Here is a 26262-nt window from a genome sequence, read left to right as displayed (position 1 = left end):
AATGACCTCCCCGCAGCGGCGCGCCGTCGACCCGGACCGCCGCGTCGACGATCAAGGGTCCGGACAGCCTTCCGATCGGACCTCGGGGCACTCGGTCGACCCGACCGACGACCTGTGCAACCTGATCTCCGCGTCGCCTTCGCCCTATCACGCAGCCGACGAGGTCACCCGCCGATTGGTCCAGGCCGGCTTCGACGAGCGCTCCCCCGGTGACGATCTGCCCGGTGACGGCCCGGTCGTCGTCCGCAGCGAGGGGCTGGTCGTCGCCTGGTGCCGCCGGGGCCAACCCGCCGACGCACCGTTGCGGGTGGTCGGTGCCCACACCGACAGCCCCAACCTGCGGGTCCGCCCCCAGCCGGACCGCTCAGTGGCCGGGTGGCGCCAGCTGGGCGTGGAGGTCTACGGCGGGGCGCTTCTAAACAGCTGGCTCGATCGCGACCTGGGCCTGTCCGGCCGGGTGGCGCTACGCGCATCGCACTCCGGCGATGGCATCGCCGAGAGGACCGAAGCGTCCGTTGGGGCGTACGATGCCGGGGTCGGTCGCTCCGCCCGCCCCGAGCGCCGCCCTGCCGTCCAGCTTCGTCACGTCCGTTGGGACCGACCGCTGCTGCGGGTGCCGCAGCTGGCGATCCACCTCGACCGGGACATCTCGTCCGATGGCCTTCAGCTCAACAAACAGCAGCACCTGACGCCGGTGTGGGGCATCGGCCATTCCAGTCCAGGCGAGTTTCGAGCCTGGATCGCCGACGAGCTCGGCGTCGACGGTGACGACGTGTTGTCGTGGGACCTGATGACCCACGACCTCACCCCGCCGGCTCGACTGGGTCAGGCCGACGAACTGCTGGCGGCGCCCCGCCTGGACAACCTGTGTTCGTCCTGGGCCGGCACGACGGCGCTCATCGAGGCCGCCGGGCGGGACCCGGCCGATCTGGAGCTCTCGATCGTGCCCGTACTCGTGCTCGCCGACCACGAGGAGGTGGGCTCGACCAGCGGCGTGGGCGCCGCCTCGGCGCTCATCGTGGGGTTGCTCGAGGGCTCGATCCGGGCCGCCGGTGGCGACGACCGGGCGATTCAGCGGGCGCTGGCAACCTCGGTGATCGCCTCGGTCGACATGGCCCACGCCACCCACCCCAACTATCCGGATCGCCACGAGCCGGGGCACCCGATCACCCCAGGTGGCGGCCCGGCGCTGAAGGTCAACTCCAACCAGCGCTACGCATCCGATGCCCGCACGATCGCCCACGCCCGCCTGGCCGCCGAGCGGGCCGGGGTGGCGCTGCAGACCTACTCGCATCGGGGTGATCTGCCGTGCGGTTCGACGATCGGACCCACGCTGGCCGCTTCGCTCGGGGTGGGCGTCGTCGACCTGGGTGCGCCGCAGCTGTCGATGCACTCGGCTCGCGAGCTGATGGCGGGGGCGGACGTCGAGCCGCTGGCCAAGCTGCTCGCCGCCTGGTTCGGGTGAGTCGGGCAGAAGCGGTGCGGCCGCCCCTGGCCGGGCTGTCGGTCGCTGCGGTGCTATTCGTCGGCGCGGCGTGCGGCGGTTCCAGCTCCGCGGCGGGCGACGGGCCCGCACCGCGCCCGTCCGCCGAGGACCTGGGCTCGGGCGAGCCGGTGACGATCGCGTTCGGCGGCGACACCGCCATCGAGGGGCCCAGCATCGCCCGGCTCAAGGAGGACCCAACCTCGGTGTTCGGTCCGATCACCGTGCAACTCGGCGAGGCCGACCTGGCGTTCCTCAACCTGGAGACCGCCATCACCACCGGCCCAGCCACCCCGGAGGACAAGCAGTTCACGTTCTCCACCGGCCCCCGGGTGTTCGATGCGCTGCGCTCGGCCGGCGTCGACGCGGTGACGATGGCCAACAACCATGCGATCGACTTTGGAAGCGACGGGCTCGCCCAAACGCTCGACGCGATCGAGGACGACGGGTTTCCCGTCGTGGGTATCGGCCGCGACGAGGCGGCTGCCCTTGCACCCCGCCTCTTCGAGGTGAAGGGCCAGCGCATCGCCCTGTTGGGCACCACCGAGGTGATCGACTCCAGTTTGGTTGACCGCTGGAGCGCCGTCGGGGACCGGCCAGGGGTGTCGTCGGCCAAGCGGGTCGATGCCCTGGTCGATGCAGTCAAGGCCGCTCGGGAGCAGGCGGACACGGTCGTCGTGTTCATCCACTGGGGCGAGCAGTACGTGCCCTGTCCCGAGGACGTCCAGCTAGAGCTGGCCCCCAAGCTGGTCGAGGCGGGCGCCGACATCGTGGTCGGCGGACACCAGCACCGGGTGGCGGCGGCCGGATACCTCGGCTCGGCGTTGGTCAGCTACGGACTGGGCAACTTCCTGTTCCCGGCGAGCACGCCGGCCGCCAGCCACAGCGGCATCCTCGAAGTGACCGTCACCGGCCGGCGTGTCGACGACTACCGGTGGCGCCCCGCCGTCATCAACGACCAGGCCCAGCCGGTGCTGACCCCCGAGGACGAACGCCCGTACCAGGCGTTGATGAACGAGTGGAACGCCCTGCGAAGCTGCACCGACCTGACAGAAAGGCCAACCCAAACCCCAGGCTGACCCCGTTAACCACCGCCGCTCTCCCTGCCATGGCGACCGGCGAGCGAGAGCGAGCGACGGGCTTGCGGAACGACGAAGGGCGAGGACGAGGGGTGCGGAGGCCAGGAACTTAGCGAAGCGGTTCAGGGCCTCCGTGCCCCTCGTCCTCGCCCGGACCAACTACAACCGACACGTCCGGAGATCGCTCGCCAGGATCGCCTTGGCCCCGAGGGCGGCCAACTCGTCCATCACCCGGTTGGCGTCAGACTTCGCCACCATCACCCGGATCGCCACCCAGCCCTCCCGGGCGAGGGGGGCCACGGTCAGGCCCTCCATGCCGGGGGCGACGGCGGTGGCCTGGGCCACCAGATGCTCGGGCAGGTCGTACTCGACCATCAGGTAGCTGGCGGCCACCACGACGCCCCGCACCCGTTCGATCATCACCCGGTCGGCGGCGTCGAGTTGGCGGCCGCTGCGGGCGATCAGCACGGCCTCGGAGGCCAGCAGCTGCTCACCGACCACCTCCAGGCCGGCCTCGGCCAAGGTGCGGCCGGACTGCACCACGTCGGCGACCGCATCGGCCACGCCCAGGCTGGGCGCCAGCTCGACGGCGCCGTCCAGGTGGATCACCTCCGCTTCGACGCCCCGCTCGGCCAGGTACCGGCCGAGAAGGCCGTCGTAGGAGGTGGCGATGCGACATCCGTTTGTCAGCGCAAACCCGGAGCCCACCGGTGCGGCCAGGCGAAACTCGGCCTGGCCAAAACCCAGAGCGAGCACCTCGTCGACCGGCGCTCCGCTGTCGGTGGTCAGGTCGCGCCCGGTGATGCCCAGGTCGATCACCCCGCTGCCGACGTAGATGGCGATGTCGCGCGGGCGCAGAAACAGGAACTCGACCGACTCGGCCCGGTCGATGACCCGCAGCGCCTTGCCAGAGCGGCCGATGCGGTAGCCGGCCTCCTCCATCAGCGCGGCGGCCTCCTCGGCGAGGGCACCCTTGTTGGGCAGCGCCACCTTCACCATCGGGGGCCGGCTCACGTGGTCGGCGGTCGCGTCCTCGGCACTGTGGGGATCGGTGGTGGCCTGACCGGTGGGGGCCTGACCGGTGGGGGCCTGCTCAGAGGTGGGCATAGACGTCCTCCAGGCTGAGGTCGCACGCCAGCATCATCACCTGAATGTGGTACAGCAACTGAGAGATCTCCTCGGCCGTGCGCTCCCGGCCCTCGTGTTCGGCGGCCATCCACACCTCGGCCGCCTCCTCCACCAGCTTCTTCCCAACCTCGTGGGGGCCGGCCTGCACCGCCGCCACCGTGCCCGACGTCGGGTCGTCGGCGGCCACCTTGGCCCCGAGCTCCTCGAACAGGTCTTCGAATCGTTTCATCGCCGCCTCGACGTTGGGTGAGGGTAGGGGTGCATGGTGTGAGTGGACCGATGGAGGGTACTGGAGCGTGCGCTCGGCACCCCAGTGTGTCCGATCGCCCCGCAACATCGGGAGTCGCTACCGTGCCGGTGTGACCGAGGCGTGCACACGATGACACCGGCGATGACCCCCGCCGAGGCGCGCGCCGCACTCGGGGTGGATGCCGCAGCGAGCTCGGAGGAGATCCGGGCCGCGTTTCGGGCCCAGATCGGTCGCCACCACCCCGACGTCAACCCAGGCCAGGACACCTCTGCCCGGGCGGTGCGCCTGATCAACGCCTGGGCGGTGCTCAGCGCGTTGCCCGCGGCTCCCAGGTCCCGACGTCGGGCAAAGCGGTCCGGGAGCGATGAGCGCGCCGGGCCGTCGCGGGGCACCAAGGCTCGCCGGGACAGCGCCGACGCTCCCACCCCGCCTGGTCCCGCCGAGGCCGAGCCGGATCCCAATGCCGATGTTTCTGCGGGCAGAGCAGCGGCGTGGGCATCGGACGGCAGCGTCCTGGTGGCCGCCCCGTGGGAGGAGACCATGCTGTGGCTGGTCGACGCCGCTCATCGGGTGGGCGACGTCACCTTTCTCGACCCGTCCTCCGGCCTGGTCGAGGCGCTGGTCGAGTTCGTCGACGGCCCGACGGTCACGCTGATCATGTCGCTCCAGGGGCGGGCCGCGCTGACACCGGACGGCAGCAGCGGCACCGAGGTCTGGATCTCGATGGAACCCTGGAGCACCCCTCCCCGCCCGGATCTGCCCGATCACACGGCCGTCGCCGAGCTGGTGGCGCACCACCTGCGGACCGCCGCAGCCGAACTCAGCCCGCCGACTGCCCCCGACGGCTGACGCCCGGGTGACTGGGGCCGGGTCGGCCGGCTTCTGGACGGCCAGGCTCCGGTAGGCCGAGGTCCGGACTGGTCGCCTTCGGACCTCTCGTCTTCCCGCTGGCCACCTCCCAGGCGGCGATCGCCTCGCCCATCGGCGTCGACGGCGGTCCGAGCACGCTCGGCCACAGCTCCTCGGAGATGCGACGCCAGTTGGCGGTGGCCCGCAGCTCGCCGAGCAGCGCGTAGAGCCCCAGGTTGATCCGCTGGACGATCACCCAGTCGCCGGGCAGGTTGGCCATCTTCATGATCGAGGCGTACGGCCCGCTCAGGTCGAAGTAGCGGCGCACCGCCTCCTCGGACCACTCGGGCTCGATCGTCACCTCCCGGTCCTCCATGATGTGGTCGTAGAAGTGGCCGAAGTAGCCGACGACGTCCTCGGTGGAGAACGGGGCGCCCGCCGGTAACAAGCCAATGCGTTCCACCTCGGCGCGGAACTTGTCGGGATCACGCTGGAGCACCATCGCCACGATCAGCGATTCAAAGTCGGCCACGGTCTCGGTGTCGAAGTGCTTCACCAGGCCGTAGTCGAGGAACGAGAGGCGTCCCGGCCCCTGCACCAGGTAGTTGCCCGGGTGAGGATCGCCGTTGAAGGTTCCCAGCCCGTAGATCGAGCTGAACACGTAGCGAAAGATCGCTTCTCCGGCCAGGTTGCGCTCCTCCTGGGAGGCCTCGAGCAGCGCCGGCCAGCGGTCGCCGACGACGTATTCGCTGGTCAGCACCCGGGCGGTGGAGTACTCCTCGAGCACCCGGGGCACGTGGATCGCCGGGTGTCCTTCGAAGTAGTCGGCGAAGCGCCGCTGGTTGGCGGCCTCGTTGACGTAGTCGAGCTCCTCCCCCAGGCGCTCGCGCAGCTCGGCGACGATCGGCTTGGGGTCCATGCCGGGAAACATCATGCCCATGGCGGAGAACACGACGTTGGAGGTCTGCAGGTCGTGGCGGATGGCGTCGTCGACCCCCGGGTACTGCACCTTGACCGCCACCTGGGTGCCGTCCTTGGTGGTGGCCCGGTGCACCTGGCCGATGCTTGCGGCGGCGATCGGGCGGGGCTCCCAGCTGGCAAACACCTGCTCGGGCGGCGCTCCCAGCTCGGCGGCGATCACCTCGGCTGCCAGCTCGGGCGCCATCGGTGGGGCGTCGGCCTGAAGCTGCACCAGCGCCTCCCGCATCGGTTCGGGAAGGCCCGCTTCCAGATAGCTGGCCATCTGGCCCAGCTTCATCAGGGCGCCCTTCATGTTTCCCAGGGTCTCGGCCACCGCCTCGGCGGTGCGCAGCTCGGCGCCGGCGCGCAGCTCGGCGGTGCGTTCCTCGTCGGCGCCGATCGAGCGCACCCTGGCCACCGCCATGTGGGCTCCGCCGGTTGCGCCCACCCGGGCCAGGCCGGCGTTGCGGGCCAGCGACGACGAGAACTTCTTCGATGTGGGCGTGGGTTGCTGCGCTGAGGCTTCCGTGTCCCGCTTTTTGGCGCGCAGGGCCCGGGCGGCTGCGAGCGCCGTCACGGCCGCCCCACCGGCGATCAGCAACCGACGGGGGCCGAGCCTGCGGGGGGACAGGGAGGTCATCACGGCACGGTACACAGGATGGCCGAACAGCAACGAACCCGGGGCGGTGGACCACCCCGGGTTCGTTTCGTGTGCTTTTGGAGCGGTTTGCTCCGGGGCGTCAGCCTTCTGTGATCGTGACCGACTCGATGACGACGTCGGTTTTGGGGCGATCGCCGCGGCCGGTCTCGACCGACTGGATCTCGGCGAGCACGTCCAGCCCATCGAGCACCTTGCCGAACAGTGCGTAGTTGGGCGGCAGGTTGATGCCGCTGGGGCCGGACACGACGAAGAACTGGCTGCCGTTGGTGTCGGGGCCGGCGTTGGCCATCACCAGCGAACCCAGCTGGTATTCGCCGGGCTTGGGCAGCTCGTCGGGGAAGCGGTAGCCGGGACCGCCGCGGCCGGTTCCTTCGGGGTCGCCACCCTGGATCACGAAGTCCTTGATGATCCGGTGGAAGATGATGCCGTCGAAGTAGTGGTAGCGGGCGAGGAACACGAAGTTGTTCACCGTCTTGGGCGCACGCTTGGGAAGCAGCTGCACGAACATCGTGCCCTTCGAGGTGACGATCTCGGCGTGGTAGGCCTTCTCGACGTCGATGCACATCGGTGGCGGGGCATCGAACTTGGTCCTGCGTGCGCTGGATCCGTCCGGGTTCGGGCAATCGGCCATGGGGGCTCGCCTTTCCTGGGAGGGCACCGTCGGCCCGCCTCCCCCACAGCGTAGGCGCCCACGGAGCTCGCCTCCGCCCATGGCGTCAGCTCCACCCAAACGGCCGAGCGACGATCTTGGGTGGACTTTGTGTCACCAGTTGACCCAAAGTCCACCCAAGTTGGGTGAAAGTGGGGGCCCGGGTGGGTGTCGGGCCACTGGCTCAACCCGGTAGGTCGGCCGGAGCGGGTCGCGCTCCCCGGCGACAGACCCGGCTCCCGCTCGTACCGTGCCCGCATGGCAGGCATCGACGTGGTGATTGCAGAGCTGGGCGAGCGCCAGGCGGGCACCATGTCCCGCCAACAGCTCCTCGACTCCGGGATTGGGGCCAAGATGGTGCACCGCTCGGTCGAACGGGGCCGCCTGATCCGCCTGCACCGAGGCGTCTACCGGGTGCCCGGAGCCCCGGTCACCCGGCTTCAAGGCCTCTGGGCGGCTCACCTGTTTGCGGGCCCCGGGTCGGTGGCGTCGCACGGCTCGGCTGGATACCTGTGGAGGCTCGAGGCGGTGGAGCCCTGTCCCCCCACCGTGACGGTGCCCCACGAGCGGACCGTGCGGACGCCGGCAGGCGTCATTATTCACCGGAGCCGGCATCTGGACCCCGTCGACCGGGCGTCGCAGAGCAGTCTCATGGTGACGAACCCGGCGCGGACGATCGTCGATCTTGCCGGCGAGTACCGCCGCGCCCGCCTCGGCGCCGTTCTGGAGGGTGCCCACTTCAACCGCCATGCCTCCTACACCCAGGTGGGTGAGGCGCTGCTTCGAACCGGCGGTTCCCGCCGACCGGGCAGCGGGTTGCTCTGCAACCTTCTCGACGAACACACCGGCGGGGAGAACCTGGCACAGTCTGTGCTCGAACAACTGCTCGGCGAGCTCTTGCGTCGAGCCGGCATCGAGCATTTCGTTCGGCAGCACCCGCTCCCCAGCCTCGGCGCGATCGAGGGCATGGTCGATGCCTATGTCGACTATGCAGCCATGATCACCGAGGTTGACGGGCGCAGGTGGCACGCCCGACAGGCCGCCATGAAACGGGATCGAGACCGCGATTTCGCTGCCGCCCAAGTGGGTGTGATCACCGTGCGGTTTTTGCACGAGCACCTCACCAGCGACATGGACGCCTGTGCTGAGGGCTTGCGTCGCGTGGTCGCCACTCGGCTCACCGAGGCGCAGCGGCTCCTGCTTCCCTGAGGCACACGGGGAACGGCCGCAGTTGAGTGGCGACGCGGCGACCATTGGGCATGACCGCCGCCGGAGCCAGGCGTCACGCCCGATTCGCAGCAGGCATCACTGACCCGGCCTGGGTGACGCGCTCTGCTGCAACGACGGGGGGTTAGATCTCCTGTGCGAAGAGCGCCACGTACACCTTCTCGAGCGGCGCACTTCCCTGGTTGCGGAGGATGACGTCGTGGAGGACGGGCGCCACGACCGGAACGCTCATGGTGAACCCAGTTCCGCCGCTGGCTGGCGTTGCGTGCTCGAACTCGAGCGGGACACCACCCCCCTCGATCCACACAGTGCTGCTGGTGAGGATTCCGCCGCAGTGCATTCCCGGAACAGGAACACTGAACAGCACCCGAACCTGCAAGTTCGGAATCCCGCGGGCGTCCGCGCCGACGGTGAAATGGAGCCGGTCCCACTTGCTCACGTCGAGGCCCGGCCACAGGCGTGCCTCGCCACCATTGGCGGCAATCGTTGCGTCGCTCAGCAGAATCTTGGTGAATCCCGCCGTCTCGAAGGGCCCCTGAGGTGCGGGTGGGCGTTTGAATAGAGGGTTGCCTATGGGTGATCTCATGGCTTTGGTCCTCTCGTGCGGAGCACCATTCCATAAGGGCTCCTCTGTGACGCGGTGGATTCACCGCATCTGTAACTTCTGAACGAAATTGCTGGGTGTTTCGCGTGTTTGAGGTGTATCCGAGCGGCTCAGCATCAACGCTTCTCTTGAATGTGACGAGCGTTTGGCACGGTGATTGATGATCGGGCCGCCATGATCAACGAGGCGGTCGTGCGCAGGTGGCACGCCCGACAGGCCGCCATGGAACGGGATCGAGACCGCGACGTCGCTGCGGCCGCTAGCGGAACTGATCGAGGATCGGCACCGCCGCCTCGCGCTTCACGTACAGCACCTGCTGGGCGCCTTCACGCCCGGGCTCGGTCGGCAGCACCAGCGATTCCGGGCTGGTGCCCGCCAACCCCCGGGCCAACCCCAGTGCGCCAAAGGCGGTGAGGTCGTCGTCGATCTTCAGGTCCTTGCCCAAGGCCCGGGCCACCCTGGTCAGCCCGATCGGGTTGCGGGTGGCCCCCACCTTGCCCATCACGGCCTTCATGAAGTTCTGCTGGCGTAGCTGGCGACCCATGTCGGCGGTCGGATCCTTCTGGGGCTGCCCGTCGATCACCTCGGTGTACTGCCGCGAGCGCACGTAGGCCAGCGCCTGTTCGCCGTCGAGCGTCGTCGGTCCGGCCTGCTCGACCGACAGGCCGCTGCCCGGGTCGAACACCGGGTTGGGGAAGTCGATCTCGACGCCACCGACGGCATCGACCAGCGAGCCGAAGGTGACGAAGTCCACCTCGACGTAGTGATGAATCGGGATGTCGAGGGCGTCCTGCACGGTGGCGACCAGCCGCTGGGGGCCGCCGTTGTAGGCGGCGTTGACCTTCGCCGACCCGTCGGTGCCGGCGATCGGCACCCACAGGTCCCGGGGGACCGACATCATCTTGGGCACGCCGTCGCTGACCCGCATCACGATGAGTGTGTCGGCCCGTTCGCCACTGACCGAGCCGTCGGCGCGCTTGTCGGACCCGGCGATCAGGTAGTTGACCCCCTGCCCGGCCTGCGGGGTCAACGTGCCGGTGAGGTCGATACGGTCGATGCCGGCGAAGAGGCTGTACAGGTAGCCGACGAAGCCGACGATCAACAGCAGCGGGATGGCCACGATCAGCCAGCGCTTCTTGGGAAGACGAAAACGTGGGCGGCTGCGTCGTGGTCGACGGGGGCGACGGGCCTTGGGGGCGACAGCGGGAATCGGTGCCACCGTGGTCGGCGGGCCTGCGGAGGCGGGCCGTTCGGGGGGCGCCTGCGAAGGTGCGGCCGCCTGTTGCTCGGGGACGTACACCTGTCGAGGCGGCGACGACGCTGCCGGGGGGATGGGGGCTGCCGGGGGGCCGGGGGCTACCGGTGTACGACCTGCGCCCTGGCCGGGGCCGGGGCGAGGCGGCGGGGCGGCGGGCCCGGATGGCGCGTCGGGGGCCTCCTCGCCCGGTGGAGGCTTTGGCGAGCCGCCGGCCTCGCCGGGAGCGGGCACGAAGTAGGAGTCCGAGTTGTCGTCGCTCATCGCTCACCTCCGCGCTGGTCGCCCTCGACCGAGGGATGATCCGATCGGGAAAGCCCGATCGTGGGGGTGCACAGTTTGCCAGCCCCGGACCGGCACCCCGTGAATGCTGATGCCCCGTTCAGGGAGGCCGGTTTGCGGCGCCGTCGGCGCCCTTCCTCCCCTCGGTCGACGAACGGTTGGTGGCGCAGAGCACCCGCTACGATGAACCTGATGCACCCACACGATGCGGAGCCGCTCGATGGTGTGGTCGGGACGGACGACCACCCATCGGATACATCGCGCCGCCCGAGGTCGAGGCGATGGGCGTGGGGGCTCGGGGTCACGGCCGTGATTGAAGCACCCACCCTGTTCTTTACGCTCAGCCCGTGGCCCGGCACTCGGATCATTCGGTGGATCTTCAACCGAGACTCCGCCAAGGTGACGGCTGCACTCGAGCGGCACGCGCCCGACGGCGTCGATTCGATCACCGACGAGGCCTACCGGGCCGACGACCCCCAGGCACGTCTGGACGTGTACTTCCCGGCCGCTGCGGAAGGCGCCCTGCCCACGGTGATCTGGACCCACGGTGGCGCATGGATCTCCGGACGCAAGTCCGACTTCTCCGGCTACTACCGGCTGCTGGCGTCCCGTGGCTACACGGTCGTCTCGCTCGACTACTCCTTGGGCCCCGAAGCGACCTATCCCACTGCGGTGCGGCAGCTCAACGACGCCCACGCCCACCTGCTCGCCCATGCCGAGCGGCTCCGGGTGGAGCCCGGCTCGATCGTTCTGGCCGGCGACTCGGCCGGGGCGCAGCTGACCAGCCAGTTGGCGACTGCGATCACCAGGCCGGCGTATGCGGATGAGCTCGGCATCGTCCCCTCGCTCAAAGCGAACCAGCTCGCCGGGGTCATCCTCAACTGCGGCATCTACGACCTGAACGCTCTGAGCAGCGCTCCTGGCGTCATCGGCTGGGGCATCGAGGAGTCGCTGTGGGCCTACACCGGGGTGCGGGACGTTGCCCGTTCGGACGCCGCCGCTCAGATGTCGACGTTGAACCACGTCACCGGAGATTTCCCCGCCACCTTCATCAGCGGTGGGAACGGCGACCCCCTGACCGACGTGCAGTCCAAGCCGTTGGCGAAGCGTCTCACCGAACTCGGTGTCGACGTCGACACCCTGTTCTTCCCGGCCTCACACCGGCCGAAGTTGGGCCACGAGTACCAGTTCGACCTCGATGTTGATGATGGGAAGTTGGCCTTCGAGCGCACGGTCGACTTTGTGGCGGCGCACACGACCTGAGAGCGCCGACAGCACGGGACCGCTCGGCGGCAGGCCCCGGTAATGTCTGCCTTCGTGACCCCACGTCCCCGGCGTTCGATGGCGGCTCCCGTTGCCCGGCGCTCCCGGGCCACTGGCGCTCGCAGTTCCCGGGCCGCTTGGACCTACGCCACGCGTCTGGCCGGCCTCGGTCCGCTGGTGCTGGCCGTGTTGCTCACCGGCTGCAACTCGGCGCTGGAAAGCGAGCCTCAACCCCAGGCCGGTGCGGCTCATGCCGCCGAATCCGCCGACGCCGCCGGCGGCTTGAAGCGTTCCCGGGCCCCGAGGTCTGCGGGTTCGTTGACGATGCTGTCGGAGGTGGTCGGCCGCGGTGCGCCCGTCGACGAGGCCACGTGCCTGGCCCTCGATGTCGACCTCGAGGTGGCCGACGAGCACACCCCGGTCCCCTCCCCCAGCGCAGACGGTCCGCTGATCGTTGCCAGGGACGATCAGCGGCTGATCGTGGGCCTGCGGACCGGCATCGAGGGCATGGCCGTCGATGGTCGGCGGTCGATGCTGATCCCCCCGGCGCTGGCCTACGGCAACGCCGGCTGGGGGAACGGCTTGGTCGGGCCCAACGACACACTGCGCGCCGACATCTCGGTGCTGTGGGCCGGTCGCCGACCGTCGTGGACCTGGCCCGACCTGCGCCGTGCGGCCCGAGCCGGTGGCGGGGCGCTCGACCTGGTGACGGGCAGCGGGGCGCCCTTCAGCGCCGGCGCCACCGGGATGGTGATGATCGACGCGGTCGATCTGGATGCCGAGTCGATCGAGGGGTCCATGTGGGATGGCTGCAACGCTCGCGCGCTCGACCTGGCTTCGAACGATCTGGCGAGCTGGTTCGTCGATAACCTCGAGGGGCTTCGGCCCGGCGGCACCCGGCTGGTGCTTCAGCCCGATCACGCGTCCGGTGACCACGGCGTTGATGCCTGGGTGGTCACGCTGGCCATGACCCGGGATTGAGCGAGGGGCAGAGCCGGAGGGCTGAGCGGGGCGATCAGCGGAACGGGGGTCCAGCCACCCAGGCCACCAGCGAGCGGCGCCGCCCGGAGTTCAGCGGGGTCACCCGGTGGTATTCGAAGGCGCGGAACATCACGGCGGTGCCCAGCTGGCTGAACTCCTCGGCGGCCGCCGAGCGGTGCGGCCCGTCGGTGACGCCGAAGAACGGGTCGTGCTGATCCCCGAGGTCGGGAAACTCGAGCGCTCCACCCTCGTAGTGCTCGGGCGGGGTGAGCTGCACCACGATCGACAGCTTGCGGGTGGACACCGCCCCGTCCAGCCCGTCCCGGTGCCAGGCGTAGTGGTCGCCAGGCCCGTCGTAGCGGGTGTATTGCAGCTCCTCCTCGAAGCCGACCAGTTCGAAGCCCCAGTGCTCGTTTGCGTCGACCGCCAGCTCGCCCAAGCGGTCGTAGATCCACCAGGTGTCCTCGTCGGCGGGCAGCCAGCTCACCGACGACGATCGGGTGGTCCCGACATGCTCCACGCCTTCCAGGGTGGCGCGCTCGGCGGGCTCCGGCTCGCAAAGCGACACGATTCGGTCGCATTCGTCGGCGCTGAAGGCTGCGGGCACGACAAGGTGGCCGCGCTGGTGCCGCGGAACCGGTGACAGCAACGGCAGATGCCTCAGCACGGCTGGACGCTCATGACCGCTCAATCATCACCACCGCTTGACACTCGAGCCTCGACACCGTTGGAACCGTGCCGCAGCGCCGGCGTTAGGGCGAGTTTCCCTCAACGGCGGGGTCGGGCGTGGCCGTGGCGTCGCCGGGGGCGGTGCCGCCCTCCTCCGGTCCCAGTTCGTTGTCGGGGAAGAAGAAGGTGGTGCTGACGACCACCGTCGTGGTGGCAAACGTGCTCGGCGTGCCGATCGAGTTGGTCCTGTCGCCGGTGTAGACCACCTGGGCGGCGGGATCCTCCAGGTTTGGATCCTCGTCCCCACATGCCACCAGCGTGCCGCCGGCCAACAGCGCCACCGTGGCCCAGCCGGCGCAGCGGCGCAGCGAGGGGCGACGCTTCGGTGTGGATTCAGTGCTCATGTGGCGTGCTCCTTGGCCTTCGCAGAACCACATCACTGTGGTCTGAGTTCGTCGCCCACCGCAAGCTGAGGGCAGCGCCACGCAGGGGCGGTGCGTCGCGTCAGCGGGACAGGCCCGGCCTCAGCGTTCGGAGAAGAAGACCATCTTCGATTCGGTGTAGTGGTCGAGCGCGGCCATGCCGAGCTCGCGGCCCATGCCCGACTGCTTGAAGCCGCCGAAGGGTGCCTCGTAGCGGACCGACGAGTTGGAGTTGACCGACAGCACGCCGGTGCGGATCGCTCGCGCCACCCGCATGGCCCGGCCGACGTCGCCGGTCCACAACGACCCGGACAGCCCATAGGGGCTGTCGTTGGCCAGCCTCACCGCTTCGGCTTCGTCGTCGAAGCCGATCACGGCCGCCACCGGGCCAAAGATCTCCTCCTGACCTACCCGGGAGTCGTTGGCCACCCCGGTGAGCACGGCCGGGTTCATGAAGTAGCCCGGGTCGGTGGTCTGCCCGCCGATCGCCAGCGTTGCCCCATCGGCGGTGCCCACGCCGACGTAGTCGACCGCCTGGGATCGTTGTCCGGCCGAGATCATCGGGCCGATCTCGGTCTCGGGGTCGGTCGGGTCGCCCACCCGCAGCGCCCGGGTGCGCTCGACCATGGCGTCGGTGAACTCGTCGATCACCGACTGCTGCACCAGTACCCGCGAGCGGGCGCAGCAGTCCTGGCCGGCGTTGGCGAACACCGAGATCGGGATGTCGGCTGCGGCGGCGGCGATGTCGGCGTCGGCGAACACCACCGCCGCCGACTTGCCACCCAGCTCGAGCGACACCCGGGTGATGTTCGCTGCGGCGGCGGTCAGGATCGACGTGCCGGTCGACGTGTCGCCGGTGAACGACACCTTGTCGACCCGGGGGTCGGCGACGAGCGTTGCGCCCAGCGTGGAGCCCGGCCCGGGCAGTACCGACACGCAGGAGGCGGGCACGCCGGCGTCGACGAGCACGTTGCCGAGCAGCAGGGCACCCAGCGGCGTGAGCGAGGCGGGCTTGAGGATCACCGAGTTGCCGGCCGCCAGGGCCGGCCCCAGCTTCCAGGTGGCGATGTAGGACGGAAAGTTCCACGGCACGACCAGTGCGCACACCCCGATCGGCACCCGGCTGACCGTCATCATGCCGGCGTCCCGCACGGGGATCACGTCGCCGAAGTGCTTGTTGGCCGCACCGGCGTAGTAGTCGAACACCTCGGCCATCGCCCCGGCCTCCCAGCGGGCGTCGCTGATCGTGTGACCCGCGTCGGCCACCTCGGTGTCGGCAAACTCGTCGGCCCGTTCGCGGATCAGCTGTGCGGCCCGGGCCAGCACCTTGCCGCGCTCGGTGGCCGAGGTGCTCGCCCACTCGCCGGAGCCGTCGGCGAAGCCGGCGCGGGCGGCGTCGAGCGCGGCGTCCAGGTCGGCTCGGCCGGCCTGGGCCACCTCGGCCAGCGGTTTGCCGGTGGCCGGGTTGTAGGTGGTGAAGGTGGCGCCGTCGGCGGCGGGGCGGCGCACGCCGGCGACGATCAGTTCATGAACGGGAGGGGCCATCGCCGGAGACTAGCGGCGCGGTCACACCGTCCTCTCAGGGCTCAGAATGCCCGCCGATTACGGAGCAGGCTTGCCAAGTGCGGCGCAGCATCTACGCTGCCCGGCCAATGAGCGCAGATGCAGACAACGACGCAGGCAGCAACGACATCCAGCCGGCCCCCGGACGCAACGTTGCGGCCGGACGGTTGGCCGGCAAGGTGGCGATGATCACCGGCGCGGCCACAGGCCTCGGTCGGGTGGGCGCCGAGCGCTTTGCCGCCGAGGGTGCGGCCGTCGTCGTCGCCGACGTGGCCGATCCCACCTCTGCGGTGGCCGCCATCGAAGCCGCCGGTGGTCAGGCGATCGGCGTGTACTGCGACGTCACCGATGCCGACGCCGTTCAGGCTGCGGTCGACGCAGCCGAGGAGCACTTCGGCAAGCTCAATGTGCTGTACAACAACGCCGGCATCTCGATGGCCGATGACGACGGCCCCACCAACACCTCGCGCGAGGTGTGGCAGCGCACCCTTGAGGTCAACGTGATCGGCGTCGCCGAGTGCTGTTCCGCCGGTATCCCGGCGCTGAAGCGGGCCGGTGGCGGATCGATCATCAACGTGGCCAGCTTCGTCGCCCACCTGGGTGCGGCCACCCCACAGATCGCCTACACGGCGTCGAAGGGTGCGGTGTTGTCGATGACCCGGGAGATCGCCGTCGTGCACGCCCGCGAGAACATTCGAGCCAACGCCCTGTGCCCCGGCCCGGTGCTCACCCCGCTGCTGGCCAAGTACATGGCCGATGAGGCCGCCCGCCAGCGGCGCCTGGTGCAGATCCCGATGGGCCGCTTCGGCCAGCCGGAGGAAATCGTGTCCGGTGCGCTGTTCCTCGCCTCGGACGAGTCCAGCTTCATGACCGGCCAGTCGCTCCTCATCGATGGAGGCATCACGGCGGCGTACACCACGCCGGAGTAGAGCGATGCCAGCGATGAGGCGTCAGGCCTGGGCCCTCATGGCGCCAGGCCTCACCGACGAGGAGTGGGACGCATTCATCGAGGCACTCACCGAAGACTGAGCAACCATGACCAAGGTCGTCGTGCTGGACACCATGATGGTGACGGCACTCGTCAACGAGGGGCCGAGGACCCCTTGCTCACCTCGTGCGCCGGCCTGCGACTCGTCCGGCCTGTGTGAGCTCGTAACTGCGGAGTGCGAAGCGTTGAAACCAACCACCCGGCCGAGCTGACCCCTCCAATCCGCAGACGCACCAATAAACCTGGGTGAATGCCAACTATCTTGAGTGGTGGAAGATATGCTACTCCTGTGGATCTCTATCGCCCGTTCACGGTCATCACGCCCACCGCAGACGGTGATGCTCTCAGCGTTCTCGCCCGGGCGGATCGCGGCTTCACCGCCCCCGAGGTCCAGCGCCTCGCAGGCCAACGTTCCGTTGAGGGCATCCGCCAAGCGCTCAAGCGGCTGGAGGAGCAGGGGATCGTCCACGCATCCCAGGCGGGCAACGCCGTGCTTTTCTCACTCAACCGGGAGCATCTAGCGGCCGGAGCGGTCATCCAGCTGGCCACTCTTCGAGACGAACTCATCGCCCGCATCCAGAACCTGGTGCAGGGCTGGAGCCCGCCGTGCGACTACGCAGCTCTCTTTGGCTCGGCTGCGCTCGGCAACATGCGGCCTACGAGCGACATCGACATTCTCGTTGTCAGGGCGAACAACGTCGACCCCGACGCCCCGGCGTGGCGCGAGCAGATTGAGACGCTTCGTCGATCGGTTGAGGGCTGGACGGGGAACGACCCGCAGGTCTTGGAGTTGGACCAGGCCATCGCGGTTGCGCAGGCCCACGATGCTGATTCGTTTCTTCGCGACGTCGAACGAGACGGGATCTGGCTCGCCGGCGAGAGTTTCCACATCCGGCAAGCCCGGTCGATCCAGGTTCGATCGTGAGTCGAACCGCCACGTGCGGCGCAGCAACTCGGCAGGGCCGGATGACCAAAGCCGTCAGGTTCCTCGCGCAGGCGGAAGTGATACTCGCCGTGGCAGACGATGACGAGGTGGTCGCCGACCCTGCGATCACGCTCCTGATTCATGCTGGCATCGCTGCGTCCGACGCCATCTGCTGTGCCCGCCTTGGCGAACACGCTCGTGGCGAGTCGCATCGCGATGCTGTTGGGCTTCTTCGTACTGTTGACAAAGGGTGTGCAGATGATCTCCAAGTGCTGCTTGGCATGAAGGCGCAGGCCGGGTACATCGCCCAGGCAACCTCGCCTCAAGACCTCATTCGTGCCTCTCGGGCGGCTCGACGATTGGTCGAGGCAGCTCGTCGAGCCGCCTGATTCCACCTGTTCAAACTCTCGCCTGCAACGTGTCTGCGCACCGTGTCAGTTGGAAGCGTCGATCCAGGGGAGCGGGCCGGTCGGGGCGACGTCGGCCAGGGTGGCCAGCGCGTCGGCGGTGGCGCGCACCGCCATCCAGCGCAGCAGTTCCGCCTCGGCGACGCGGCGGGGATCGTCGAGAGCTGCCAGGGGTACGGCGCCGGTGGCTGCGGCCACCACGGCGTCGCCGTCCACCCGGCAGTGCGGCGGGGTGATCGCCCGGGCGTAGCCGTCATGTGCCCCTTGAGCGAGCAGTAGGCACTCGCCCTTGGTTAGGGCGGTGTCGCACACGATGAGGCCAAGCGTCGTGTTGGTCCCGGCCGACGATGCAGCGCTGCCGTCGGCAACGGCACTGTCGCGGCCCCCGCCGGCATCTTGGCCGACACTGTCGGCAGCGTTCGGGGCGGGGGTGCCGTCGGCACCGAACGCTCCCACCTCGTCGGGCGGCACCAGGCTGGGCCACGGCTCCCCTGCCGGCCCATGCCCGACGACGTCGCCGAATGCATTCGCCGCCACCAGCGCAGTCACGCTGAAGCCACCTTCGACGACGGTCGCTGTGACCAGCCCACCGGACACGGCGTGGTCCCGGCCCCGCCACTTGGACACGGTGGCGCCGGTACCTACACCAACCGAACCAACCGAACCGACGGTCGAATCGCCAGCAGCGCCAGGAAGCGACGCCAGGGCCGCAGCGGCAGCAGGAAGCGCCGCCAGGGCCGCAGAGGCGGCGGCTGCGCCCTCGGCGGCCCCCGGACGCACCTGTGGGGATCCGACGGTCAGGTCGAACAGCGACATGGCGGCGACGATCGGCACCACTCCCCCGGCGGTGACAAACCCGCGGCCGGCCTCGCCGAGGGTCGACATCACGCCGTCGACGGACGCCAGCCCGAAGGCGGATCCGCCGGACAGCACGACGGCGTCGAGCCGGGTAACGGTGGCGGAGGGGGCGAGTACGTCGAACTCGCGGGTGGCGGGTGCCCCACCCCGTACCTCGGCCGACGCGGTCGACCCCTCGGGAAGAATGACGACGGTGACCCCGGTGCGAGCCTCGGCATCGGTCCAGTGGCCCACCGCCACCCCGGAGAGGTCGCCCAGGGTCGACACGGTGACCCGGCCAAATCGGGGCTGGCCGGTCGATCGAGCCTCGGCCTCGGATCCAACCTGCTCGCCTGGTCGGTCCGGAGCGGCGGGCGTGGGTCCCGCCGCCGGCATCGGCTGGTTCGCTGGTCGAGCGGGTGACATGACGACGCACCTTCCGATGTGGGCCCAGGGCCGGGCAAGCGGGGTGCGCTCCGGCCTCAGGTCCAGGATGCCTCAGCCGCTATCGTGCCTGCGTGCTCCCCTGCCGACGCTCATCGACAGCACCGACACCATTCGGGGAGCCGGGGAGACACACACCATGACCACCGACGGTCCGCTCGATCTCGAAACCCTGGCGCTCGAGGCCGCCGAGGGCGCCCTGGACACGGTGGTCGTGGCGTTCACCGACCTGTCCGGGCGCCTGTTGGGCAAGCGGGTGACCGCTCGCTTCTTCCTCGACCATGTCGTCGATCGGGGCGGCCGGGCAGGCGAGGGCGTCGAGGCCTGCAACTACCTGCTGACCACCGACGTCGAGATGAACGTGGTGCCCGGCTACCGGTACGCCACGTGGGAGGCCGGCTTCGGCGATTTCCGGGCCACCCCCGACCTGAAGACGTTGCGGCGCATCCCCTGGCTGGAGGCGACCGCGCTGGTGCTGTGCGACCTCTCCGACCACGACGGCAACACGGTGGCGGTGTCGCCCCGCCAGATCCTCAAGGATCAGCTGAAGCGGGCCGAAGCGGCGGGGTTCTCGGTGATGATGGGCTCCGAGCTCGAGTTCTTTCTGTCGCCCGACACCTACGAGCAGGTCGCCGAGAACGGGTTCCGGGCGCCGCGCACCGCCGGTTGGTACAACCTCGACTACCACATCCTCCAGACCTCGAAGGACGAGCCGATCATCCGGCGCATCCGCAATGAGATGCTGGGCGCCAACCTGCCGATCGAGTTCTCCAAGGGCGAGGCGGCCCCGGGCCAGCACGAGATCAACCTGCGCTACTCCGATGCCCTCGAGATGGCCGACAACCACGTGGTGTTCAAGAACGGGGTGAAGGAGATCGCCCACCTCGAGGGGCAGTCGGCCACGTTCATGGCCAAGCCGTTCGCCGATCAGCCGGGCTCGTCCTGCCACATCCACACCTCGCTGTGGTCGCTCGACGGCCAGACACCGCTCAGCCCGGGCGACGCCGGCAACGGCATGAGCGGCGAGTTCCGGTCGTTCGTGGCCGGGCTGGTCAACCATCTGGCCGACGTCACGCTGCTGGGCGCGCCCAACATCAACAGCTACAAGCGCTACCAGCCCGAGTCGTGGGCGCCCACCGCCACGGTGTGGGCGCTCGACAATCGCACCGCCGGGCTGCGCCTGGTGGGCACGGGCCCCGGGCTGCGAATCGAAAGCCGCATCCCGGGCGCCGACGCCAACCCGTATCTGGCGTTCGCCGGGGTGATCGCCGCCGGGCTGGCCGGCATCGAGGAGGGGCTGGACTGCGGCCCGCCCTACGACGGCAACGCCTACGCCGCCGGTGCTGAAGGGGACACTGCGCTCACCCACGTGCCCTGGAACCTGCCCGATGCCACCGAGGCGTTCCGCAACTCCGAGGTGGCCCAGAAGGCCCTGGGCGAGGACGTGATGTTCCACCTGGCCCACGGGGCCGACGAGGAGTGGCGGGCCTTCCACCGGGAGGTCAGCGACTGGGAGTATCGCCGGGGCTATGAGCGGCTGTAACCCAGGCTCGACCCGGGACGGGGCGCGAGCGGGAGCCGCCGGCGCCCGCTCGGGAGCGACCGGAGCGACCGGAGCGACCGGAGCGACCGGAGCGACCGGAGCGACCGCGTGATCGTCGACTGCGCCGTCTACCGCGACGGCGTCCGGCTGGGCGGCGACCGCACGCCCGAATCGGTGGCGGGTGAGCTGTCCACCCCGCCCCCCGACGAGCACGAACCCGGTGGCGCCGGTCACGACCCCGCCGAGGGCGGCGGCGTCGTGCCCCGCGAGTTCGCCTGGGTGGGCCTGGCCGACCCGCTCAGCTCCGAGCTGGCCCAGGTGCGGCGCGCCTTCGACATCCATCCGTTGACGATCGAGGATGCCCTGTCGCCCCGGGAACGGCCCAAGGTGGAGAGCATCGAGGGCACCCTGTCGATGGTGCTGCGTTCGGCCCGCTACCTCGATGCCACCGAGGAGGTGGAGTTTGGCCAGATCACCGTGCTGTTGGGCGACGACTTTGTCGTCGTGGTGCGCATCGGCGATGCCGTGCGCCTCGAGCCGGTGCGCCGCCGCTTGGAGGCCCATCCCGAGCGATTGCACTACGGGCCGGCGGCGGTGCTGGTGAGCATTCTCGATGAGGTGGTGGACGCCTACGGCCCGGTGCTCGACGGCATCGAGAACGACATCGACGAGGTGGAGACGCAGGTGTTCGCCCAGGGCGTTCGGCCCGGCCAACCCACCGAGCGGCTGTACTACCTGCTGCGCGAGGTGTTGCAGACCCAGCGGGCCACCAGCCCGGTGCGCGAGCAGGTGGCGGCGCTGATGGATGGCGACGAGCTGCCCGAGGGCACCAAGCCCTACCTGCGCGACGTGGCCGATCACCTGGCCGACGTGATCGATCGGGCCGCCAGCGCTCGGGCGCTGCTCAGCTCGGCGCTGGAGGCCAACCTCACCCAGGTGTCGCTGCGCCAGAACGAGGACATGCGCAAGATGTCGGCGTGGGTGTCGATCCTGGCGGTGCCGACGATGATCGCCGGCATCTACGGCATGAACTTCGACCACATGCCCGAGCTGGATTCCCGGTACGGGTATCCGTTGATCCTCGGCCTCATGGCGCTGATCTGCACGGCTCTCTATCGAGGGTTTCGGCGGTCAGGCTGGCTGTAGACGGATGGGTCGCCGAACCAGAAGTGAATCTCACGTCTCGCTCCTGTGGACACGCACTAGTCTGCTCGGACTTCCGCACCGAAACATCCCATGACGATATGGTTGGGGCTACGCGGTAAGGGGGGGTGCGGCGGCATTCGAAAGGCTTGTTCATGACATCACCACTTGGCCCCAGATCCACGGCCGTCATCGAGCGGCTGGGCGGCGTGCATCGTCGCGCCGTCATGGGCTCGCTCGACTCGCTGGCGTGGTTTTTCGCCGTGCTCGCCACCTCGTCGCTGGCCTTCGTCGAATCCCGCAAGGCGTTCGACGTCGGCAACGCCCTGCTGCTGGCCCTCCTCGCCGCCGGGTTGCAGATCGGTGCGGGCTGGGCCGCCGGCCTGTACCGAAAGGCCTGGCGCGCCGGCTCGGTCGAGGAGGTGCACCGGGTCGTCCGGGCCGCCACGATCACCACGATCGGCATGGTGCTGTGCACGCTGTTGCTCACCGACGCCCGCCGCCAGGTGGCCGCCGTGCTGCTGGCCGGCCCCCTGGCCGCCTTCATACAGCTGGGCGTGCGCCTGGTGCTGCGCTGGTCCGGCGAGCAACTGCGGGCGGCCGGCAACTCCCGCGATGGCAAGCGCCCTGCGTTGGTCTTCGGCGCCGGCACCGCGGGCAGCCGGGTGATCGACGCCATGTTGAACGAGGACTCCGATCTCTATCCGGTGGGCCTGCTCGACGACGACAGGCGGCTGGCCAACCTGCGGGTGCGGTCGGTGTCGGTGCACGGCACACGGGCCGACCTGGCCCGGGTAACGGCCGCCACCGGCGCCGAGGTGCTCGTGCTGGCCATGCCGGCCAGTCCGTCCGAGGAATGGGCGGCGATCGGCCGCGATGCCCGTGAGTGTGGCCTGGAGGTGCTCAACCTTCCCCCGGTCACCCAGCTGTTCGACACGGTCACGGTGAAGGACTTCAAGCCGGTGTCCACGCACGACCTGCTCGGTCGGGATCAGGTGCGCACCGGGTTGATGGACATCTCCAACTATCTCAGCGACAAGCGGGTGCTGGTCACCGGTGCGGGTGGGTCGATCGGCTCGGAGCTGTGCCGCCAGATCCGCCAGTTCAACCCGGCCAAGCTGGTGATGCTCGACATCGACGACACGTCGCTTCAGGAGCTTCAGCTCTCCCTGGACGGCCACGGGCTGTTGAACAATCGGGCGTTGGTCATCGCCTCGGTGCGCGACCCCCAGCGCATGCTCGAGGTGTTCGAGACCCACCGGCCCCAGGTGGTGTTCCACGCCGCTGCGCTCAAGCACCTGCCGCTGCTGGAACAGAACCCGGACGAGGGCTTCAAGACCAACACGTTGGGCACCCTCAACGTGCTCGAGGCCGCTGCCGCCACCGGCGTGGAGCGGGTGGTCAACGTCTCGACCGACAAGGCCGCCGACCCCACCTCGGTGCTCGGCATCACCAAGCGCCAGGGCGAGCGTCTGGCCGCCAGCTTCGCCGACTCGGGCCGTCCCGGCACCTACCTGTCGGTGCGCTTTGGCAACGTGTTGGGAAGCCGAGGGTCGATGCTGCCCACCTTCCGCCGCCAGATCGCCGCCGGCGGCCCGGTGACGGTGACCGACCCCGACGCCACCCGCTACTTCATGACGGTCGAGGAGGCCTGCGGCCTGGTGATCGACGCCGGCGCGGTCGGCAGCTCGGGCGAGGTGCTGGTGCTCGACATGGGCGAGCCGGTGAAGATCGCCGACGTGGCCAACCGCCTGGCCAACGAGGTCGACCCACCGGTGGACGTGGTGTTCACCGGGCTGCGCCCCGGCGAGAAGCTGCACGAGGTGCTGCTGTCGCTCGGCGAGGACGCCGACCGTCCCCATCACCCGTTGATCTCCCACGTGCCGGTCGCCCCCTTCAGCGAGGAGGAGTGCGAGGTGCTGTGTGATCAGATCCGCGAGGTCGCCCCCGGATGGGTGCCGGGGCAGGCCTCCGACGGTGCCCGCCAGGGCGCATTTCTGACACTCCGTCAGCTTGCGGGTTAGCCTCCCGGCGTGCGAGGCATTCTCTCCTTCGGGGCTTCGGTCCCCCATTCCCGTCTTCAACGCTCCGCCATCGGGTCGTTCCTCGGCTCCGGCGGTGCCAACGGCACCCGATCGGTGGCGTCCTTCGACGAGGACACCTCCACGCTGGCGGTCGCAGCCGGCCGCCAGGCGCTCGTAACAGCGGCCGGAGCACCGGAGGCGCTGCAACCTGAAACGCTGTGGTTCGCCACGGCCGAGCCGACCTACCTGGAGAAGTCCAACGCCGGGGTGATCCACGCCGCGCTGCGACTTGACGAGTCCGTCCCCGCCCTCGACTTCGGCGGCGCCGCCCGCTCCGGCCTGGGCGCCCTGGTGGCCGCCGCCCGCAGCACCCAGCGGGTGCTGGTGGCCGCAGCCGACATTCGCACGGGCCTGCCCGGATCGCCCGACGAGGTGGATGGCGGCGACGCCGGCGCTGCGCTGCTGCTGGGCGACGAATCCGACGGCCCGCTGCTCGCCGAGTTTCTCGGGTCGGCCAGCGCCTCGCGGGAGTTCCTCGATCGTTGGCGCCTTCCCGACGAGACCAACACCCGGGCCTGGGAGGAGCGCTTCGGCGAGGGCGAGCTCACCGCCGCCGCGTTGGGAGCGCTCAACGCGCTGCTCGAAGACCTGGGCCTGCCCCGTGGCGACGTCGCCGAGCTGATCGTCACCGGCTGCTCCGGCCGGGCGGTCAAAGCGGTCGGCCGCAAGGTGGGGGCCGACGCCGATCCGCTGGCCTCGACCGTCGGCAACACCGGCGGCACCCACCCGCTGCTGCGCCTCATCGATGCCCTCGAACGCCACCCGGCCGGCGCCACGATTGTCGTGTTGCACCTGGCCGACGGCGCCGACGCCGTCGCCTTCCGGGCGACCGGCTCCACAGCCGAGCACAGCGACCGCCGCACCATTGCCGAGCAGGTGGCCACCGGCGACGACGGCCTCGCCTACTCCCGGTTCATGGCGTGGCGCGGCGTGCTCACCCAGCAGCCGCCCAACCGTCCCCCGCCCAACCGCCCGTCGGCCTCCGCCGCCGCACGGCACGCCGACTGGAAGTACGGCTTTGTCGGCAGCCGCGACCGCAGCAGCGGCGCCCTGCACCTGCCCCCGGCCCGGGTGTCGTTCAAGGGCCAGGCCCTCGACGACATGGAGCCGGCACCGATGGCCGACGTGCAGGCCACCGTGGTGACGTTCACGGTCGACAAGCTGGTGTACTCCATGTCGCCGCCGGTGGTGTTTGCGGTCGTCGACTTCGATGGCGGCGGCCGTCTGCCGGTGGAGCTCACCGACTGCCGCCCGGACGAGGTCGAGGTCGGCTCCAAGGTGGAGATGACGTTCCGTCGGCTCAACATGGCCGAGGGCATCGCCAACTACTTCTGGAAGGGCCGCCTGGTCAGAACCGGCGAGCAAGCGGGAGCGCAATCATGAGTTCGCACGGCATCTCCGACCAGGTCGCCATCGTGTCGATGGGCTGCACCCCCTTCAAGGAGCATTGGGACAAGGGCGCAGACGACCTGCTGGTGGACGCGGTCACCCAGACCACCGCTGCGGTGGGCCTGGTTCCCAACGACATCGACGCCTACTGGCTGGGCACCTCCCAGTCGGGCGCCTCGGGCATGATGGCCGCCGGGCCGCTCAAGCTGGAGGGCAAGCCGGTCAGCCGGGTGGAGAACTACTGCGCCACCGGCTCCGAAGCATTGCGCAACGCCGCCTACGCGGTCGCCTCCGGCGCCTACGACACCGCGCTGGCCGTCGGGGTCGAGAAGGTGAAGGACGGCGGCTATCAGGGCCTCAACGCTTTCCCGTACCCCACCGACGGCACCCAGCGCACCCTCACCGCCGCCGCCATGTTCTCGCTGGTGGCGCCCGCGTACGCCCGCCGCTACGGCATCGACGAGGACGATCTGCGCCGCGTGCTGGCCACGATCGCCTCGAAAAACCATTACAACGGCGCCCGCAACCCGCTGGCCCAGTTCCGTAAGGAGATGGACGTCGACGCCATCTGCGCCATGCCCGCCGTGGCCGGGCGCCTCGGCGTGTTCGACTGCGCCGGCGTGGCCGACGGGTCCTCCGCGGCGATGATCGTGCGGGCCGAGGATGCGCACAAGTACTGCGACAACCCGCTGTACATCAAGGCGCTCAGCCTGGTCGCCGGCAACGGCTCTGGTCTGCTGGACCCCGACTACGACTACACGACGTTCCCCGAGTGCGTGGCCGCCGGCGAGGACGCCTACGCCCAGGCGGGCATCACCGATCCCCGCACCGAGCTGGCGATGGCCGAGGTGCACGACTGCTTCACGCCCACCGAGCTGGTGCTGATGGAGGACCTGGGCTTCTCCAAGCGGGGCGAGGCCTACACCGACGTCACCGACGGCGTGTTCGACCTGAAGGGCGACCTGCCGGTCAACTCCGACGGCGGCCTCAAAAGCTTCGGCCATCCCGTCGGTGCCTCCGGTCTGCGCATGATCTACGAGCTGTGGTTGCAGCTGCGGGGCGAGGCCCCGGAGGATCGCCGCATCTCCACCGCCGATCGGGGCCTGGGCCTCACCCACAACCTGGGTGGCTACCCGGGCGAGATGGTCGCCTTCGTCGGCATCTTCGGCGTCTAACA

At 69.7% G+C, this 26262-nt stretch carries 24 protein-coding genes; 14 read left to right on the top strand and 10 right to left on the bottom strand.

All coding sequences use genetic code 11. The annotated features are described in order from the left end of the window. The first annotated feature begins 1 nt into the window (after window position 1). The gene (locus PKD89_RS08465) at window positions 2-1465 is read left to right on the top strand and encodes a M18 family aminopeptidase (RefSeq protein WP_324332377.1); all 1464 of its coding nucleotides are present in this window, start codon (window positions 2-4) and stop codon (window positions 1463-1465) included. Next, on the top strand, window positions 1462-2562 hold the full coding sequence (locus PKD89_RS08460; protein WP_324332376.1) for a CapA family protein: 1101 nt from the start codon (window positions 1462-1464) through the stop codon (window positions 2560-2562). Before PKD89_RS08465 ends, PKD89_RS08460 begins: the two co-directional genes overlap by 4 nt. Window positions 2563-2721: 159 nt before the next feature. On the opposite strand, the gene hisG is transcribed toward PKD89_RS08460, so the two are convergent. After that, window positions 2722-3561 (bottom strand): ATP phosphoribosyltransferase, encoded by an 840-nt coding sequence (gene hisG, locus PKD89_RS08455; protein ID WP_349257334.1) that lies wholly within the window; start codon window positions 3559-3561, stop codon window positions 2722-2724. A gap of 94 nt (window positions 3562-3655) precedes the next feature. Beyond that, window positions 3656-3919 carry a phosphoribosyl-ATP diphosphatase gene (locus PKD89_RS08450; protein ID WP_287379230.1) on the bottom strand — a complete coding sequence of 88 codons (264 nt, stop codon included), beginning with the start codon at window positions 3917-3919 and terminating at the stop codon, window positions 3656-3658. A gap of 150 nt (window positions 3920-4069) precedes the next feature. Here PKD89_RS08450 and PKD89_RS08445 point away from each other — a divergent pair, with 150 nt between their 5' ends. Beyond that, window positions 4070-4789 (top strand): J domain-containing protein, encoded by a 720-nt coding sequence (locus PKD89_RS08445; RefSeq protein ID WP_289011715.1) that lies wholly within the window; start codon window positions 4070-4072, stop codon window positions 4787-4789. Here PKD89_RS08445 and PKD89_RS08440 read toward each other — a convergent pair. Together PKD89_RS08440 and PKD89_RS08435 are read right to left on the bottom strand one after the other, a co-directional pair. Beyond that, complete coding sequence (locus PKD89_RS08440; protein ID WP_289011716.1) at window positions 4761-6389, bottom strand: ABC1 kinase family protein; 1629 nt, start codon at window positions 6387-6389, stop codon at window positions 4761-4763. The genes PKD89_RS08445 and PKD89_RS08440 overlap by 29 nt on opposite strands. Window positions 6390-6489: 100 nt before the next feature. Then, the gene (locus PKD89_RS08435) at window positions 6490-7041 is read right to left on the bottom strand and encodes a peptidylprolyl isomerase (protein WP_287379227.1); all 552 of its coding nucleotides are present in this window, start codon (window positions 7039-7041) and stop codon (window positions 6490-6492) included. A 276-nt stretch (window positions 7042-7317) separates the two neighbouring features. Here PKD89_RS08435 and PKD89_RS08430 point away from each other — a divergent pair, with 276 nt between their 5' ends. Beyond that, window positions 7318-8268 (top strand): type IV toxin-antitoxin system AbiEi family antitoxin domain-containing protein, encoded by a 951-nt coding sequence (locus tag PKD89_RS08430; protein WP_289011717.1) that lies wholly within the window; start codon window positions 7318-7320, stop codon window positions 8266-8268. Between the two features lie 142 nt (window positions 8269-8410). Here the strand turns inward: PKD89_RS08430 and PKD89_RS08425 are convergent, their stop codons facing one another. Then, window positions 8411-8872, bottom strand: coding sequence for a hypothetical protein (locus tag PKD89_RS08425; RefSeq protein WP_289011718.1), 462 nt, complete (start codon window positions 8870-8872; stop codon window positions 8411-8413). Window positions 8873-9149: 277 nt separating this feature from the next. Then, a complete protein-coding gene (locus tag PKD89_RS08420; protein WP_324332375.1) occupies window positions 9150-10409 on the bottom strand; it encodes an LCP family protein in 1260 nt (419 codons plus the stop codon). 327 nt (window positions 10410-10736) lie between these two features. On the opposite strand from PKD89_RS08420, the gene PKD89_RS08415 reads away from it, so the two are divergent. Continuing rightward, window positions 10737-11690, top strand: coding sequence for an alpha/beta hydrolase (locus tag PKD89_RS08415; RefSeq protein WP_289011721.1), 954 nt, complete (start codon window positions 10737-10739; stop codon window positions 11688-11690). 54 nt (window positions 11691-11744) lie between these two features. Then, window positions 11745-12671, top strand: coding sequence for an FKBP-type peptidyl-prolyl cis-trans isomerase (locus tag PKD89_RS08410; RefSeq protein ID WP_287379222.1), 927 nt, complete (start codon window positions 11745-11747; stop codon window positions 12669-12671). A 34-nt stretch (window positions 12672-12705) separates the two neighbouring features. Here the strand turns inward: PKD89_RS08410 and PKD89_RS08405 are convergent, their stop codons facing one another. The 3 genes from PKD89_RS08405 to PKD89_RS08395 all read right to left on the bottom strand — a co-directional run bounded on the left by PKD89_RS08405 (window position 12706) and on the right by PKD89_RS08395 (window position 15307). Further along, on the bottom strand, window positions 12706-13278 hold the full coding sequence (locus PKD89_RS08405) for a 2OG-Fe(II) oxygenase (RefSeq protein ID WP_287379221.1): 573 nt from the start codon (window positions 13276-13278) through the stop codon (window positions 12706-12708). Window positions 13279-13423: 145 nt separating this feature from the next. Further along, window positions 13424-13744 carry a hypothetical protein gene (locus PKD89_RS08400; RefSeq protein ID WP_287379220.1) on the bottom strand — a complete coding sequence of 107 codons (321 nt, stop codon included), beginning with the start codon at window positions 13742-13744 and terminating at the stop codon, window positions 13424-13426. 120 nt (window positions 13745-13864) lie between these two features. Next, a complete protein-coding gene (locus PKD89_RS08395; RefSeq protein WP_289011722.1) occupies window positions 13865-15307 on the bottom strand; it encodes an aldehyde dehydrogenase family protein in 1443 nt (480 codons plus the stop codon). Between the two features lie 107 nt (window positions 15308-15414). Here PKD89_RS08395 and PKD89_RS08390 point away from each other — a divergent pair, with 107 nt between their 5' ends. The 3 genes from PKD89_RS08390 (at window position 15415) to PKD89_RS08380 (ending at window position 17627) form a co-directional block, all read left to right on the top strand. Then, window positions 15415-16254 carry a glucose 1-dehydrogenase gene (locus PKD89_RS08390; RefSeq protein ID WP_287379218.1) on the top strand — a complete coding sequence of 280 codons (840 nt, stop codon included), beginning with the start codon at window positions 15415-15417 and terminating at the stop codon, window positions 16252-16254. A gap of 348 nt (window positions 16255-16602) precedes the next feature. After that, window positions 16603-17238, top strand: coding sequence for a nucleotidyltransferase domain-containing protein (locus tag PKD89_RS08385; RefSeq protein ID WP_287379217.1), 636 nt, complete (start codon window positions 16603-16605; stop codon window positions 17236-17238). A 41-nt stretch (window positions 17239-17279) separates the two neighbouring features. Next, on the top strand, window positions 17280-17627 hold the full coding sequence (locus PKD89_RS08380; RefSeq protein WP_287379216.1) for a hypothetical protein: 348 nt from the start codon (window positions 17280-17282) through the stop codon (window positions 17625-17627). A 45-nt stretch (window positions 17628-17672) separates the two neighbouring features. Here the strand turns inward: PKD89_RS08380 and PKD89_RS08375 are convergent, their stop codons facing one another. After that, window positions 17673-18908 (bottom strand): P1 family peptidase, encoded by a 1236-nt coding sequence (locus tag PKD89_RS08375; RefSeq protein ID WP_289011723.1) that lies wholly within the window; start codon window positions 18906-18908, stop codon window positions 17673-17675. A 157-nt stretch (window positions 18909-19065) separates the two neighbouring features. On the opposite strand from PKD89_RS08375, the gene PKD89_RS08370 reads away from it, so the two are divergent. The 5 genes from PKD89_RS08370 (at window position 19066) to PKD89_RS08350 (ending at window position 26260) form a co-directional block, all read left to right on the top strand. Then, window positions 19066-20469 (top strand): glutamine synthetase family protein, encoded by a 1404-nt coding sequence (locus PKD89_RS08370; protein ID WP_287379214.1) that lies wholly within the window; start codon window positions 19066-19068, stop codon window positions 20467-20469. A 108-nt stretch (window positions 20470-20577) separates the two neighbouring features. Then, on the top strand, window positions 20578-21615 hold the full coding sequence (locus tag PKD89_RS08365; RefSeq protein ID WP_287379213.1) for a magnesium and cobalt transport protein CorA: 1038 nt from the start codon (window positions 20578-20580) through the stop codon (window positions 21613-21615). 152 nt (window positions 21616-21767) lie between these two features. Next, a complete protein-coding gene (locus PKD89_RS08360; RefSeq protein WP_289011725.1) occupies window positions 21768-23636 on the top strand; it encodes a polysaccharide biosynthesis protein in 1869 nt (622 codons plus the stop codon). Between the two features lie 9 nt (window positions 23637-23645). After that, window positions 23646-25079 (top strand): OB-fold domain-containing protein, encoded by a 1434-nt coding sequence (locus PKD89_RS08355; protein ID WP_287379211.1) that lies wholly within the window; start codon window positions 23646-23648, stop codon window positions 25077-25079. Further along, window positions 25076-26260 carry an acetyl-CoA acetyltransferase gene (locus PKD89_RS08350; protein ID WP_289011726.1) on the top strand — a complete coding sequence of 395 codons (1185 nt, stop codon included), beginning with the start codon at window positions 25076-25078 and terminating at the stop codon, window positions 26258-26260. Before PKD89_RS08355 ends, PKD89_RS08350 begins: the two co-directional genes overlap by 4 nt. Window positions 26261-26262 lie beyond the last annotated feature (2 nt).

Source organism: Candidatus Neomicrothrix sp. (assembly GCF_035329545.1).
Taxonomy (GTDB): Bacteria; Actinomycetota; Acidimicrobiia; order Acidimicrobiales; family Microtrichaceae; genus Microthrix; species Microthrix subdominans.
The sequence above is the reverse complement of the archived record's forward strand: the minus strand, read 5'-3'. Positions and strand labels throughout refer to the sequence as shown.

What these genes read in the sequence shown, in the direction of transcription:
- PKD89_RS08465 (WP_324332377.1), top strand. Translation starts at nt 2, where the DNA reads ATGACCTCCCCGCAGCGGCGCGCCGTCGACCCGGACCGCCGCGTCGAC.
- hisG (WP_349257334.1), bottom strand. Translation starts at nt 3,561, where the DNA reads ATGGTGAAGGTGGCGCTGCCCAACAAGGGTGCCCTCGCCGAGGAGGCC.
- PKD89_RS08450 (WP_287379230.1), bottom strand. Translation starts at nt 3,919, where the DNA reads ATGAAACGATTCGAAGACCTGTTCGAGGAGCTCGGGGCCAAGGTGGCC.
- PKD89_RS08445 (WP_289011715.1), top strand. Translation starts at nt 4,070, where the DNA reads ATGACACCGGCGATGACCCCCGCCGAGGCGCGCGCCGCACTCGGGGTG.
- PKD89_RS08440 (WP_289011716.1), bottom strand. Translation starts at nt 6,389, where the DNA reads ATGACCTCCCTGTCCCCCCGCAGGCTCGGCCCCCGTCGGTTGCTGATC.
- PKD89_RS08435 (WP_287379227.1), bottom strand. Translation starts at nt 7,041, where the DNA reads ATGGCCGATTGCCCGAACCCGGACGGATCCAGCGCACGCAGGACCAAG.
- PKD89_RS08430 (WP_289011717.1), top strand. Translation starts at nt 7,318, where the DNA reads ATGGCAGGCATCGACGTGGTGATTGCAGAGCTGGGCGAGCGCCAGGCG.
- PKD89_RS08425 (WP_289011718.1), bottom strand. Translation starts at nt 8,872, where the DNA reads ATGAGATCACCCATAGGCAACCCTCTATTCAAACGCCCACCCGCACCT.
- PKD89_RS08420 (WP_324332375.1), bottom strand. Translation starts at nt 10,409, where the DNA reads ATGAGCGACGACAACTCGGACTCCTACTTCGTGCCCGCTCCCGGCGAG.
- PKD89_RS08400 (WP_287379220.1), bottom strand. Translation starts at nt 13,744, where the DNA reads ATGAGCACTGAATCCACACCGAAGCGTCGCCCCTCGCTGCGCCGCTGC.
- PKD89_RS08395 (WP_289011722.1), bottom strand. Translation starts at nt 15,307, where the DNA reads ATGGCCCCTCCCGTTCATGAACTGATCGTCGCCGGCGTGCGCCGCCCC.
- PKD89_RS08390 (WP_287379218.1), top strand. Translation starts at nt 15,415, where the DNA reads ATGAGCGCAGATGCAGACAACGACGCAGGCAGCAACGACATCCAGCCG.
- PKD89_RS08380 (WP_287379216.1), top strand. Translation starts at nt 17,280, where the DNA reads ATGACCAAAGCCGTCAGGTTCCTCGCGCAGGCGGAAGTGATACTCGCC.
- PKD89_RS08375 (WP_289011723.1), bottom strand. Translation starts at nt 18,908, where the DNA reads ATGTCACCCGCTCGACCAGCGAACCAGCCGATGCCGGCGGCGGGACCC.
- PKD89_RS08370 (WP_287379214.1), top strand. Translation starts at nt 19,066, where the DNA reads ATGACCACCGACGGTCCGCTCGATCTCGAAACCCTGGCGCTCGAGGCC.
- PKD89_RS08360 (WP_289011725.1), top strand. Translation starts at nt 21,768, where the DNA reads ATGACATCACCACTTGGCCCCAGATCCACGGCCGTCATCGAGCGGCTG.
- PKD89_RS08350 (WP_289011726.1), top strand. Translation starts at nt 25,076, where the DNA reads ATGAGTTCGCACGGCATCTCCGACCAGGTCGCCATCGTGTCGATGGGC.